Here is a 13609-nt window from a genome sequence, read left to right as displayed (position 1 = left end):
TGTTCAAGGATGATACATGCGGCTGTGACGGATCACTTTTTAATTCTCATGGACGAGGTGCATAATGGAACTTTCAACAATCCTTGGTTTAATTTTTGGTCTGGTTGCTTTTATTGGCGGTATGATCCTGAAGCATGCCCCGCTTACAAGCTTAAATAACCCGGCGGCCTATGTAATCATTCTCCTTGGTACTGTAGCCTCCGTCTTTGTGGCCTTCCCGATGGCTGAGCTCAAGACGATTCCTAAGCTGTTCAAGCTGCTTTTCGTTCAGCAAAAAATGGTTAACAAATCCGATCTGATCACCACCTTTATGGAATGGGCATCGATTACCCGCCGTGAAGGACTGCTGGCACTGGAATCAAAGGTAGATGAGATTGAGGACGACTTTTTGAGAAACGGCATGCGGATGATTATCGACGGAAACGACCAGGAGTTCGTGCGTGATGTTCTGATGGAGGATATTCATGCAACAGAGGACAGACATAAAGCTGGTGCTCTGATCTTTTCCCAGGCAGGTATGTATGCTCCTACACTCGGGGTCCTTGGTGCCGTTGTCGGCCTGATCGCTGCCCTGGCGGATATGAGTGATATGGATGTGCTTGCCCACGCGATTGCGGGTGCGTTTATTGCAACGCTGCTTGGTATTTTCACCGGTTATGTGATGTGGCATCCGATGGCCAATAAGCTTAAGCGTATCTCCAAAAAAGAAATTCAGCTCAGGCTGATGATGGTTGAAGGGCTGCTCTCTATCCAGTCCGGGGTTTCGACCATTGCCATTAACCAGAAGTTATCTGTCTTCCTTACACCAACGGAACGCGCCAAGCTAAATAAGGAGGGCGGTTCGAGTGAGCAAAAAGACTAGGCATGAGGAGCACGAGGAGCATGCCGACGAATCCTGGCTGCTGCCTTATTCCGACCTGATGACCCTGCTGGTTGCCCTGTTCCTCGTTATGTATGCGATGAGTGCCACCGATGCCAAGAAGTTTGAGCAAATGAGCCAGGCCTTCAGCTCAGCCTTAAACGGCGGAACGGGTATACTGGACCAGCGTTCAGCTACTCCTACCGAGTCCCAGCTGGATCAGGGCAAAAATGATAAGATGGACAGCGTTGTTGCCCCGAATACAGGAGAGTCCGAAATTGCCAAGCTGCGCAAGCAGGAGCAGGAGGATCTTGAGAAGCTCAAGAAGCAGTTTGACCAGTATATTGAGAAAAACGGGCTTACCGACCTGCTGAGCACCAAGCTGAACCAGTCGCAGCTGATGATTACCATCAGTGATAACGCCCTCTTTGCCTCAGGACAGGCAGTGGTTAAGGATGAATCCCGCCAGCTGGCCAAATCCATATCAAGCATGCTGCAGCAGTTCCCGGATTACAACGTGCTTGTTCAGGGTCATACCGACAACATCCCGATTTCCAACAGCAGCTATTCATCCAACTGGGATCTCAGCGTAGACCGTGCGCTGCATTTCATGAAGATTCTGCTGCTTAATCCGAGCCTCGATCCGGTTAAGTTCAGTCCGATCGGTTATGGTGAATACCATCCGATTGCCGACAATGGAACTGCTGCGGGACGGGCCAAGAACCGCCGTGTAGAAGTTTCTATCCTGCGGAAGTACACGGACTCATCCGAAACAACGAGCGTTACTCCGCCGACATAATAATCAAAGCTTCAAAAAGAGCTGTTTTCCGGGATTGCCCGTGAAAACAGCTCTTTCTTTATTTGCTGCTACTGCAGCTCATAGCTGAGCATTGCCCCCAGCTCCTGCTTCTCCTGCACGCTCAAATCACGCCACTGCCCGGTCTTCAGGGCTCCGAGGTGAATATTCATAATCCGGATCCGCCGCAGGCTCCTTACCTCATAGCCAAAGGCGCTGCACATTCTGCGGATCTGCCGGTTCTTGCCTTCAGTCAGGACAATGCGGAATTCACGCTCCGATATCCGTGTTACTTCACAGGGCAGTGTTTTGCCGCTTAGAATCTTCACTCCGCTGGACATGCCGTTGAGGAAGGACGGTGTAACCGGCCTGTCTACAGTCACTATATACTCCTTCTCATGCTTGCCTTCAGCCCGAAGTATTCTATTAACGATATCCCCGTCATTGGTAAGCAGAATTAAACCCTCGGAGTCCTTGTCGAGCCTTCCGATCGGAAATATCCGCTCCTGATGGCCGATAAAATCAACAATGTTGCCCTGAATGTGGCCTTCTGTAGTTGAGGTAATCCCTACCGGCTTATTTAAAGCGATATAAACCACCTGGCTGCCCGTTTCAAGCGCCTTGCCATCAATCAGCACCTGATCTCCCTGAACAGCCTGGCTGCCTAATACAGCCGTTTCTCCGTTGATTGTAACTCTTCCGCTCTCTACCAGCTTGTCTGCTTCACGGCGTGAACAGTAGCCTGTCTCACTGATGAACTTATTAATTCTCATTTCTGTCCTCACTCCGTTCCTTTTTCAATCCTTGTATCAGGCCTGACTGCGTAGTACAGGCAATATAATAGTGATCTCAGCCCCGCACCCGTATTCGCTGCTGATTTCCATGGTGCCTTTGTGGGCATGGATGATCCGTTGGCTGACCATCAGTCCGAGCCCCGTCCCCGTCTCCTTATTCGTAAAGAAGGGCTCTCCCAGCTTAGGCAGCATCTCTTCCGGAATTCCTTCACCCTCGTCTGAGATTACAATGATAACAGAATTTCCTTCGATCCGCTGCGAAACGGTTATAGTGCCGCCTCCGGGCATCGCCTCGATTGCATTTTTGACGATATTGATGAAGACCTGCTTCAGCTGATTCTCCTCGCAATGCACGATTGCAGGCTGTCCTGCAAGCCGGGATTCAAATTCAATCCCGAACAGATGCGCCTGGCTGTCCAGCAGGGAAATCACATCATTCAGAATATACCGTACATCCTTCTCCTGAAAATGAACCGCCTGCGGCTTGGCCAGAATCAGAAACTCGCTCACAATCAAGTTAATCCGGTCAAGCTCAGACAGCATCAGCTCAATGTGCAGGGGTACAAGAACGCCCTTCTCCTTCTGAAGCTGCAGGAATCCGCGCAGTGTTGTCAGCGGATTACGGATCTCATGGGCAACACCTGCAGCAAGCTGGCCGACTGTCGTCAATTTCTCAGAACGTCTGAGCAGCTCCTCAATCCGGTTGCGTTCGGTCATATCACGCGAGACATGAACAAAGGCCTGAGGCCTTCCCTCCTCATCCCGGATTATTGAGGTGCTCACACTGACCTCAACTACAGATCCGTCGCGTTTTAGCCGCATGGTCTCCACTGGCGGCAGTACAGCACCTTCTCTTAGCTCCTGCAGCCGCATATCCTCCTGCTTCTGTACGGTTGCCGGCACAAGATACGGCGGCTTGATCCTCGCATCAGCAGCATTCCAGCCGTAGAGCATCTCAAAAGCCATGTTCGTACTGGTAATCCTACCTTCCATGTCTACCGTATGGATAGCATCGGAGGTTCCGTTGATTACTGACTCCAGGTGCTCCTTCACAGCCCGGTTCTCCTCAAGCGCCCGTCCAAGCTCATTGGTATGCTTATACAGGTGAGCGGTCATAGCATTAATCCGGCTGGCCAGCTGGCCCAGCTCATCCCCGCTGGTAACGTTAAGCGGGGACTCAAAGTTGCCTTTGGCCACATCGTTGACCTTCCGCAGAATATCCTTAATCGGCCTCGTAACAATACCGGACAGGACATAGCTGCATATGAAGAAAATGACCAGCAGCAGCACCGATGTGGTAATATTACTGACCAGTTCCTCATTAATAACGGAGGAGATTACAGAGTAGTCCATAACTACGCTGATGACATAATCATCGTTCCCCGGCAGAATAATGGGAATAAAGCTTTTAAGCACTCTTTTTCCCAAGGCCGTTGTATCGATTGTAACCGGAGCTTCCTTCCTTATAGCCGTCATCATTGCTGTCTTATCCTCATCAATATTACCGAAAATATAGGAACCAAACCGGATAGGACGGTTGCGGAGCTTATGATTCACGCTGTCCGTGCCATCCGGCTGCATGGTCTCAGAGCCAAAGGTCTTGGGATTCATCCCCGTTATCTCCAGAAGCCCGGGATTGACCTCCTTGGAGCGCCGGACAATCTCCTCAGGCTCCATGATTCTCACGTAATCACTGACTGCGGTACTGCGGATATAAGGATCTATTATATAGTTTCTTGAAGGGTCCCGGTAGTACCCCCACTTCTCAATAAAATCCGGATTGGAGGTTGAGTATTCAAACGGCCCTGACCAGAAGTTCTCAAGCGCCTGCCCCTGCTGAACGGATACCTTCTGTCCGGCAAACAGCTCAAGAAAAGCGACATACCAAAAACCCATGCCCTTGGTAGACAGCCCCAGCTCGGCAGGATCAGAGGATTTGGCTACTATAATATCATCTTCGGTTTGGACAAGAAGCGAAATGTTAGATACATCCAGCTTGTCCGCCAGCTGCTTCAGCTGTGAATTGCTCACATTGCTGATATCCGGGTCAAGCTCCTCTGCAGCCAGTATGGCCGCCAGGCGCAGGTTCTGAGCCATCTGGTGCTGGACATAATTCGAGCTGTAATTGCTCTGCTCGACAGAAACGGCGATTTGCATGGCCGTCGTCTTCATATTATTTTTGCTTTCAGCAAGCAAATTATTCCGGGCTGTATATATATTCAGCATCAGATTAAGCCCCAGTATCAACAGCACCGAACCAAAAATGATCGCCGATAATTTAGTTTTAATGGACAAGCTGTATATTCACCTCTTATCAGCTGGTAAAAAAATCAAGGAGATGGTTCATGAATATCATACCTTTTGCCAATCTATTTGAAAAGAGCATATAGATGTCTCTTATTCCTGCACAAACATTGAATTTTGAATACAGTTTCTCTACAATAATGAAGGAAATAATGAACATCATCCACAGGCTATTCACATATAAACAGTTTATTAAGTGTTGGTGTGCACAAAATTGTGTATAAGTAGGCGGTTATCCACAGAGTTATACACAATTTGTTCAGAACGAATATTTGTTCGTTGTACAAGGATTGCTACAGGGAAGGGAAGATCAGCTTGAATATTCACAGCAGTGAATTACCGGAGGATGAATTAAGCCTTCATGAATTCTGGATGAAAGAGGCGGTTGCGGAAGCGCGCAAAGCAGAGAGCCTGGGCGAGGTGCCTATCGGCGCGGTTATTGTACGCCACGGGGAGATTATCGGGCGAGGCTACAACCTGCGAGAAACAACACTGGACTCAACCGCCCATGCCGAAATGGTCGCTATCCGCCAGGCAAGCATTGCGCTTAACTCCTGGAGGCTGCTGGACTGCCAGCTCTACGTTACGCTTGAGCCCTGTCCCATGTGTGCAGGGGCAATGGTTCAATCACGGCTGCCGCTTACGGTATACGGCACCACAGATCCGAAGGCAGGCTGTGCCGGAACCCTTATGAACCTGCTCGAGGAGCCGAGATTTAATCACCGGACTGAGATCATTCAGGGTGTACTTCAGGAGGAGTGCGCAGAGCTGCTTACCTCCTTCTTCCGCCGGCTCCGCAAGAAGCCGCCCAAGCTCGGAATGGATTAACCTCCCGCACCATTCAAGCTGGGCGGAATGCTTCATGACAAACTTTTTAAATTAAGAAGGGAGGGTACCGCCATGGAAATAAAGCTATACAATCACGCGCAGGGCATTTATCTGTCTCTTCTGCAGCTGCAGGATGCAGATAAGCTGCTCCAGCTGAGGCTGCGCAACCGAGCCCACCACCAGCCGTACGAACCGCTGCGTGAAGCGGACTATTTTACACTCGAAAGCCAGGAGCTGCTGCTAAGCCAGCGTATCAGTGATGCGGAGCAGGACAGGGCTTACATGTTCGGCATTTTCCTGACCGATGGACAGCTGATTGGCCAAGTTACCCTTTCCAATCTGGTGCGGGGTGTAGCGCAATATGCGGATCTGGGTTATTTTATAGACTATGCCATCCAAAGTAAGGGTCACATGACTGCTGCAGTGAGGCTCATTCTGGAATATGCGTTCCGTGGCCTTGCCCTGCACAGAGTCCAGGCCTCTATTCTTCTTCATAATGATGCCTCACGCCGGGTATTGGAGAAAAGCGGCTTTCAGGCTGAAGGCGTGGCCCGCCGGTACCTCAAGATTAACGGCGACTGGCAGGACCACCGGACTTATGCCATTTTGGCTGATGATTTTCTGACAGCCCGGCCTTAGCCTGAATGACACAATAAAAAACCTGCAGATGCGCTTATCGCACGCCTGCAGGTTTTTTTAGATGAAATTAATAAGTGCCCATACCGCCAAACTGCTGCTGCAGCTCTTCCATAGTAATGACATTCTCGCCCTGCGGAATACCAATTACAAAGGTCTGCTTCTCATTGATCTTGCTGTATTGATTGCTTCCGGTCAGAGACAGGTTAATGTTCTGTCCTTGCTCGGGATTCTTAACCACAACATCCATGAGCAGGTTCTGATATTCAGGGAAGTCATCTCCGTTAAGAGCAGTATTCAGCTGGAAGTTGTTGACGGTCAGATAGGTATCCAGGTCAGCCACGCTCTTATCAAACTCTGCCCGGGCCTCACCCGACTGCAGCTCCTGCTTGAATTCTGCCAGCTTAGTCTCGTCAATATTCAGCAGCTCTTTGTATTCCTCTTTATTCAGAACATCAATAACTTTAGGAATCGCATTGTTTACCAGGATGGTTAAGGCTTCCTTAACATTGCTGTTGGTCACCTGGAACTGAACTACCTGCTTTGCATCTACCTCTTCAGGTATGCCTGCTTCTTCAGGCTTAACGTTCTTGAAATAGGTCTCCTCATCATACTCGCCAAGCAGCGTGCTCAGCACCTCATTAGAGAGATCCTGAACTTTTTTGGTATCTACGGTTGTTCCCGGTGTTACAGCAACTCCCTGCTGTGCAGCCAGCTCCTGCGGATCAAGCTCCAGGAACTTGCCTACGACAGTCTCCGGAAGCGGCAAAAACGGAATGGACGGAATTTTGACATACATCTTGTCACTGGTCAGTACCATCGGAATGTTGAAGGACATTGCCATGTCCCCCTTCAGATTCAGCACCATTGTTAACTCGGTCTGCATCGGCTCGGACTGATGAACTGCATTAATTGAAATATCAGCGTTCTGCAGCATATTGAGCACCATGCCCGTAGTCTCATCATTCGCCCCCGCAGGTGCATCGATGGCCAGATTATTTACGGTAAGTATGCTTTTCATTTCGTAAGAATTCATCGTTAAAGCCTTGGTGGCCGATGACGATATCGCCTCTTTAGGTGATTCTTTACTTGCACATCCAGGTAGAATTACTGCAGCCGTAAGCAGCAATGCTGCAGCTGATAGTCCCCACTTTTTAATCATATTGTTCTCCTCTCCCATGTAAAAATATTACTTCCCCATGCTAATGATAAACCAATTAGCAAATACGAGAAACATTACGTTTCACATATTGCCCCGGTTTCATGCTACCCCTGCGGGTTATTATGGTCCACATGATTGGCCTGTTTCACCTTTTTGGAGCCGGATAACGGCTTGGGACCGGATGAATGGTGCTGCTTTCCGGACTGCTGATTATTCTCTGCTCCCGGTACAGGCATACTTTTGGGCTTGCTCATTTTACAACTCCTCCTATGGATTGGTCAAATTCTGCAGGGCCTGGGCACATTCGTGAATCCGTCTGGTATACTGCTGTGCCAGCTGCTGTACGGCATCGTTACGCTCATCCGCAGGACGCCCGCTCTGCTCCACATCAATCAGATTAACAGCAACCTCCCGGCTGTCCACATAGGTACAGCGGAAATCCAGGGAGTACGCCTGATGGCCGGCAGCATTGAAATGAATGAGCAGACTGCTCGGATCCGCTGCATCCCCCTGCAAGCTGAAGCTATCCCCATCCTTCATTAGCTCAGGCAGACGCTCCTGCCAGGCTGAAACAAGCGTGTTCTGATCTAACTGCATGTCTCGGTTCATTGTTATTATCCTCCTCCTTCTCCATTACATTGCGGAGAAGAGGCGGTTTTTATTCCTGTCTGTATCATACAAAAAAGCCGTCCTCCTGAGAGAACGGCTTCTATCTGCATATCATTAGCTTTAAGGAAATGGCGGAGAGGATGGGATTCGAACCCATGTGGGCTTGCACCCTAACGGTTTTCAAGACCGCCCCGTTATGACCGCTTCGGTACCTCTCCATAATGCATATGAATTTCACACGCATTAGTAATTGTACCACAATTTCCGATTATTACGCAAGTATTATTGAGAAACTTTTGGACTGATAACTTTTACATTCCGCATGTACGGCTGAAGCACTTCCGGAATCAGCACGCTGCCGTCTTCCTGCTGATAATTCTCCAGGATAGCCGCTACAGTCCGCCCTACAGCTAGTGCTGATCCATTCAGCGTATGAACGAATTCAGGCTTCGCTTTAGGCTCTTTGCGGAAGCGGATATTGGCCCGGCGGGCCTGGAAATCCTCTGTATTTGAGCATGAGGAGATTTCACGGTACATGCCGCTCTCAGGCAGCCATACCTCAAGGTCATAGGTCTTGGCCGAGGTGAAGCCCATATCGCCCGTGCAGAGCCCCAGGACGCGGTACGGAAGCTCCAGCAGCTGCAGCACGCGCTCAGCGTCTGCCGTCATCTTCTCAAGCTCCTCATAGGAGCTCTCAGGTGTAGTAAGCTTTACAAGCTCCACCTTATTAAACTGATGCTGGCGGATCAGACCACGGGTGTCGCGGCCTGCCGAGCCTGCCTCTGAACGGAAGCAGGAGCTGTAGGCGACAAAATACTTCGGCAGATCTGCAGCTGTCAGAATCTCCTCGCGGTAATAGTTGGTCACCGGAACTTCAGCTGTAGGAATCAGGTAATACTCTGTGTCACGCAGCTTAAACAGGTCTTCCTCAAACTTAGGAAGCTGGCCTGTGCCATACAGGCTGTCTTTATTGACAATTTGCGGCGGCAGCATTTCCTCATAATTGTGCTCACCGCTGTGCAGATCCATCATAAAATTAATCAATGCACGTTCAAGACGTGCTCCAAGCCCTTTATAAAACACGAATCTGGAGCCCGTTACCTTGGCAGCAGCTTCGAAGTCCAGGATGTCCAGCTGCTGTGCAAGCTCCCAGTGCGACTTCGGTGTGAATCCGAACTCACGCGGCTGGGCCCAGCGCCGGACCTCCACATTTTCCTCTTCCGATTTGCCTACCGGCACTGATGCATGAGGAATATTAGGGATACTCATCGTCAGCTCATCAATCTGTACTTCAAGCTCACGGACTTCATCATCCAGCTCTTTAATCCGGTCTGATACAGTACGCATTTCTGCGATCAGATCGTCAGCCGGCTCACCGTTCTTTTTCTTCTTGGCCACATCGCCTGAAACGACATTGCGGCGGTTCTTGAGACCCTCCGTTTCCTGCAGCAGCTCCCGCCGGCGCAGGTCAAGCTGCGGGAATCCGGCGATAAGGTCAAGCGATTTACCACGGTTGTTAAGCGCTTCTTCTACTTTAGCGTAGTCATTGCGCAATACTTTTACATCTAGCACAAAGTTTCCCTCCTGAAAACAGCCTAAACCCTTTCAGATTGCTGTTTACAGCATTGAAAGAGTCAGATTGTTCTTATATGCAGTTCTATTGTTTGGCTGCAGCACTTGCCTCTACCATATCGGCAAAGTATTGATGCAGCCGGTAATCATCTGTTAATTCCGGATGGTAGGAGGATACGAGCAGATGGTCCTGGCGTGCTGTGACAATCTCGTTGTTATAGACTGTTAGCACATCGACACCCGGACCTGCCTCACTTATCAGCGGGGCACGGATAAAGACGGCGCGGACCGGCTCACTGATCCCCTTTACATTCAGGTCACATTCAAAGCTTTCCCGCTGGCGGCCAAAGGCATTCCGGGCAACGGTAATATCCATCAGCTCCAGATGCGCGGCTTCGTCTCCGGCAATTCTCTTTGCCATTACAATCATCCCGGCACATGTACCAAAGATAGGCTTCCCCCGGTCAGAAAAGCTGCGAATGGCTTCTATAAAGCCATATTTGCGCATCAGCTTGCCGATTGTTGTGCTCTCTCCGCCGGGGATAATCAGTCCCTGTATTTCCTCAAGCTGCTCTACGCGCTTAACAGGCAGCCCTTGCGCACCTGTCTTCTCTATGCTGATAATATGCTCAGTAACAGCGCCTTGCAGCGCCAGCACTCCTATTCTCATCCGGACAACCTTCTCTCTATTAACGGCCGCGTTCTGACATGCGCTCAGCAGGAGTCAGAGTGGCAATATCAATACCCTTCATTGGAGTACCCAGATTCTTAGATACCTCAGCAATCAGCTTGTAGTCAGTAAAGTGAGTGGTTGCTTCAACGATTGCACGGGCAAATTTCTCGGGGTTGTCCGATTTAAAAATACCGGAGCCGACAAATACGCCGTCTGCACCAAGGTGCATCATCAGCGCGGCATCCGCCGGAGTGGCGACTCCGCCTGCGGCAAAGTTAACCACCGGGAGCTTACCAAGCTCATGAACTTCGAGCAGCAGCTCATACGGAACACCTAGGGTTTTGGCTTCATGGTACAGCTCGTCCTTAGACAGGCCGGTTACTTTGCGGATTTGGCTGTTAATAAAGCGCATATGCCGCACAGCTTCGACGATGTTGCCTGTTCCCGGCTCGCCTTTGGTACGGATCATGGATGCTCCTTCATTAATGCGGCGCAGGGCCTCTCCGAGATCTTTGGCTCCGCATACGAAAGGAACAGTAAAATCATGCTTGTCGATATGGAATACTTCATCTGCAGGGGTAAGGACTTCGCTCTCATCCAGGTAGTCAACGCCGAGTGATTCCAGCACTTTTGCCTCAACATAATGGCCGATACGGGCCTTTGCCATTACGGGGATGCTAACAACCTTGAGCACTTCTTCTACAATGGTTGGGTCAGCCATCCGGGCTACTCCGCCTGCTGCACGGATATCCGAAGGAACCCGTTCCAGCGCCATTACAGCTACTGCACCTGCAGCTTCGGCAATTTTCGCCTGCTCAGCATTCATGACGTCCATAATGACGCCGCCCTTTTGCATTTCTGCCATACCTCTTTTGACCCGCGATGTTCCTGTTTCCATGTCCCCAGCCCCCCGATTATCTAACTGTATCTAGCTAATTTTAGAACAGATCCTTAATCCCTGTAAACAGATCACCGAAAAAATCGCCAATTGCCCGCATCAGCAGCTTGAACCAGCCGGCCTTCTCTGCTTCCTCTGCTGTAATCAGATTGACTGTTTTTTGCTGCACGGTTTCCATACCTTCAATCTTATAGGTATAGGTTACCTTACCAACAGCAGTAGCATTGGCAATAGGAGCTACAAGTGTGGAGGCATCATTAACAGCAACAGCCGTTTCTACTGCAGGGTTTGTTGTTCCTTTTGGCACAATGAAGGTAACCCCGGCATCTGTAACTACCGGTACGTCTTCGTTTTTACCCTTTTGGACAGGCACGGTTTCCTTTCCCGCAATAACGGATTTCGCAGCAACAACCTGCTTGATCTCAAAATTATTGAAGCCGAAATCAAGCACCTTCTTCGTCTCTGTGAAACGGTGTGCCTCCGTGTCCGCCCCCATGACTACACTGATCAGACGCATACCATCACGTACTGCCGTACCGGTAAAGCAGTTGCCTGCTTTGGAGGTATGTCCTGTCTTCAGCCCGTCCAGGCCCGGATAAGCATACGCCTTGAAGTTGGCGATATCCTTATTCGCTTCAAGCATCCAGTTATAGTTAATCATCGGCTTGGTATCGCGCTCACGGAATTTATAGGATTGAATCGTTGTGAACTCAGAAAAATCAGGATGCTCTGTTACAATATATTTAGCAAGAATAGCCGCATCCATCGCAGACATCACTGTTTCCCGGTCTAACTCCGGCCGGTATTTGGAAGGCATGTCCGCCCGGTCAAGACCGGTGGAGTTAATGAAATAAGCTGTCTTCATCCCCATCTTCTGGGCTGTCTCGTTCATTAGGGTCACAAACTGCTGCTCCGAGCCGGATACCAGCTCTGCCAGAGCAACAGTAGCATCATTAGCTGAACCTACTGCCATAGCTATGTAAAGCTCTCTAACGGTATGTTGGTCACCCTGTGCCAAAAAGATCCGTGAACCGACCTGCTGGGCCGCGTTCTCCTGAATGCTGATTGTCTGATCCCAGGAAATCTGGCCATTGTTCACAGCTTCGGTAACAAGGTATTCTGTCATCATCTTGGTCATACTGGCCGGCGGCAGCGCCTCATCCGCATTATACGATAAAAGAACTTCCCCTGTAGTCGGTTCAATCAATACAGCCGAGCTTACGTTAAGTCCCAACGATTCCACCGAAGGAATCTTAACAGCTGCAGTATTCGTTGCTGCCTTATCCGCATCGGTTGTGCCTGCCTGTGAGGTGGCTGCCGGAGTCTGTACTTCGGTGGCGAATACTGCAGAACTTACTGGAGAAGCTAACATATTTAAAAGCAGACCTACTGTCGCTGTCTTAATCACTAATTGCTTGCTGCTAAATTTACGCTTGTGCTTCAAAATCACTACTCTCCTTTAATCCTCATATCCATTGCTTGTTCTATTCTAACACAGGGGTATCTGCAAAAAAAGACAGGCAGAGCGAATTATGCCCTGCCTGCCCGTATTTTGGCGAATTCACGCGATTACAAGGAGTAGTTAGGTGCTTCCTTGGTAATCTGCACATCATGCGGATGGCTCTCACGGAGTCCTGCTCCGGTAATCCGGATAAAGCTGGTATCATCACGCAGCTCGGTCAAATTCTTGGTCCCGCAGTAGCCCATACCTGAACGGAGTCCGCCAATCAGTTGGTGAACGGTATCGGAAAGAGGTCCTTTAAAAGCAACTCGTCCTTCAATGCCTTCCGGAACAAGCTTCTTGTCATCATCCTGGAAGTAGCGGTCCTTACTGCCCTGCTTCATAGCACTCATGCTGCCCATACCGCGGTACACTTTGAACTTACGACCCTGGTAGAGCTCGGACTCACCCGGGCTTTCTTCAGTGCCTGCGAACAGGCTGCCCATCATAACTGCCGATGCTCCAGCAGCAATAGCTTTGGTAATCTCGCCTGAATATTTAATCCCGCCGTCTGCGATAATAGGTACTCCGTACTCACGAGCAACGGTTGCACAATCATAAATAGCAGTAATTTGCGGTACACCGATACCGGCAATAACACGCGTGGTACAAATGGAACCAGGTCCAATACCTACCTTAACAATAGATGCGCCTGCTTCGATCAGGTCACGTGTTGCCTCGCCTGTTGCCACATTACCGGCTACAATGGTAAGGTCCGGATACTGGGCGCGCAGATTACGTACTGCTTCAATAATATTAATGTGGTGGCCGTGTGCAGAGTCAACAACCAGCAAGTCAACACCGGCTTCAACCAGCGCTTTTGCACGTTCGTTTGCATCCTTGGAAATCCCGATAGCTGCACCGACAAGGAGACGGCCCTGTGCATCTTTGGCTCCGTTAGGGAATTGAATGGCTTTCTCGATGTCTTTAATAGTAATAAGACCTTTGAGAATGTTATTGTCATCGACCAGCGGCAG

14 protein-coding genes and 1 tRNA gene (1 of these 15 only partly in view) are annotated in these 13609 nt (G+C 49.9%); 4 read left to right on the top strand and 11 right to left on the bottom strand.

The features are described 5' to 3' along the window. Positions 1–64 precede the first annotated feature (64 nt). Together motA and motB are read left to right on the top strand one after the other, a co-directional pair. A complete protein-coding gene (motA, locus tag R70723_RS00465) occupies positions 65–862 on the top strand; it encodes a flagellar motor stator protein MotA (protein WP_039868945.1) in 798 nt (265 codons plus the stop codon). Beyond that, entirely contained in the window at positions 846–1658 is an 813-nt protein-coding gene (motB, locus tag R70723_RS00460; protein WP_039868944.1) for a flagellar motor protein MotB, read from the top strand. Before motA ends, motB begins: the two co-directional genes overlap by 17 nt. Before the next feature lie 68 nt (positions 1659–1726). Here the strand turns inward: motB and R70723_RS00455 are convergent, their stop codons facing one another. Together R70723_RS00455 and R70723_RS00450 are read right to left on the bottom strand one after the other, a co-directional pair. Continuing rightward, a complete protein-coding gene (locus tag R70723_RS00455) occupies positions 1727–2428 on the bottom strand; it encodes a pseudouridine synthase (protein WP_039868939.1) in 702 nt (233 codons plus the stop codon). Between the two features lie 36 nt (positions 2429–2464). Continuing rightward, entirely contained in the window at positions 2465–4744 is a 2280-nt protein-coding gene (locus R70723_RS00450) for an ATP-binding protein (protein ID WP_039868937.1), read from the bottom strand. Between the two features lie 324 nt (positions 4745–5068). Here R70723_RS00450 and tadA point away from each other — a divergent pair, with 324 nt between their 5' ends. Beyond that, positions 5069–5581 carry a tRNA adenosine(34) deaminase TadA gene (tadA, locus tag R70723_RS00445; RefSeq protein ID WP_039868936.1) on the top strand — a complete coding sequence of 171 codons (513 nt, stop codon included), beginning with the start codon at positions 5069–5071 and terminating at the stop codon, positions 5579–5581. Between the two features lie 72 nt (positions 5582–5653). Then, positions 5654–6220 (top strand): GNAT family N-acetyltransferase, encoded by a 567-nt coding sequence (locus tag R70723_RS00440; RefSeq protein WP_039868933.1) that lies wholly within the window; start codon positions 5654–5656, stop codon positions 6218–6220. A gap of 67 nt (positions 6221–6287) precedes the next feature. Here the strand turns inward: R70723_RS00440 and R70723_RS00435 are convergent, their stop codons facing one another. From R70723_RS00435 to guaB, 9 genes are all read right to left on the bottom strand, one after another. Continuing rightward, the gene (locus R70723_RS00435) at positions 6288–7379 is read right to left on the bottom strand and encodes a hypothetical protein (RefSeq protein WP_039878057.1); all 1092 of its coding nucleotides are present in this window, start codon (positions 7377–7379) and stop codon (positions 6288–6290) included. Positions 7380–7483: 104 nt separating this feature from the next. Next, positions 7484–7633 carry a small acid-soluble spore protein P gene (locus tag R70723_RS00430; RefSeq protein WP_039868932.1) on the bottom strand — a complete coding sequence of 50 codons (150 nt, stop codon included), beginning with the start codon at positions 7631–7633 and terminating at the stop codon, positions 7484–7486. A 13-nt stretch (positions 7634–7646) separates the two neighbouring features. Next, a complete protein-coding gene (locus R70723_RS00425) occupies positions 7647–7988 on the bottom strand; it encodes a hypothetical protein (RefSeq protein ID WP_039868931.1) in 342 nt (113 codons plus the stop codon). 129 nt (positions 7989–8117) lie between these two features. After that, positions 8118–8206 (bottom strand) — tRNA-Ser (locus R70723_RS00420). A 64-nt stretch (positions 8207–8270) separates the two neighbouring features. Then, complete coding sequence (gene serS / locus R70723_RS00415; protein ID WP_039868930.1) at positions 8271–9560, bottom strand: serine--tRNA ligase; 1290 nt, start codon at positions 9558–9560, stop codon at positions 8271–8273. 85 nt (positions 9561–9645) lie between these two features. Then, complete coding sequence (gene pdxT / locus R70723_RS00410) at positions 9646–10230, bottom strand: pyridoxal 5'-phosphate synthase glutaminase subunit PdxT (protein WP_039868928.1); 585 nt, start codon at positions 10228–10230, stop codon at positions 9646–9648. 19 nt (positions 10231–10249) lie between these two features. After that, positions 10250–11131: a pyridoxal 5'-phosphate synthase lyase subunit PdxS gene (pdxS, locus tag R70723_RS00405; RefSeq protein WP_039868927.1), complete on the bottom strand. Its 882-nt coding sequence runs from the start codon at positions 11129–11131 to the stop codon at positions 10250–10252. A 40-nt stretch (positions 11132–11171) separates the two neighbouring features. After that, the gene (locus R70723_RS00400) at positions 11172–12581 is read right to left on the bottom strand and encodes a D-alanyl-D-alanine carboxypeptidase family protein (protein WP_039868926.1); all 1410 of its coding nucleotides are present in this window, start codon (positions 12579–12581) and stop codon (positions 11172–11174) included. A gap of 119 nt (positions 12582–12700) precedes the next feature. Beyond that, positions 12701–13609, bottom strand: partial view of an IMP dehydrogenase gene (guaB, locus tag R70723_RS00395; protein ID WP_039878056.1) — the 3' portion only. 549 nt of this gene lie beyond the right edge of the window; the window shows 909 of its 1458 coding nt (coding positions 550–1458); its start codon lies off the right edge, out of view — the gene reads right to left on this strand; it ends in the stop codon at positions 12701–12703.

The sequence above is a fragment of the Paenibacillus sp. FSL R7-0273 genome (genome assembly GCF_000758625.1).
Lineage (GTDB): Bacteria > Bacillota > Bacilli > Paenibacillales > Paenibacillaceae > Paenibacillus_AQ.
The sequence above is the reverse complement of the archived record's forward strand: the minus strand, read 5'-3'. Positions and strand labels throughout refer to the sequence as shown.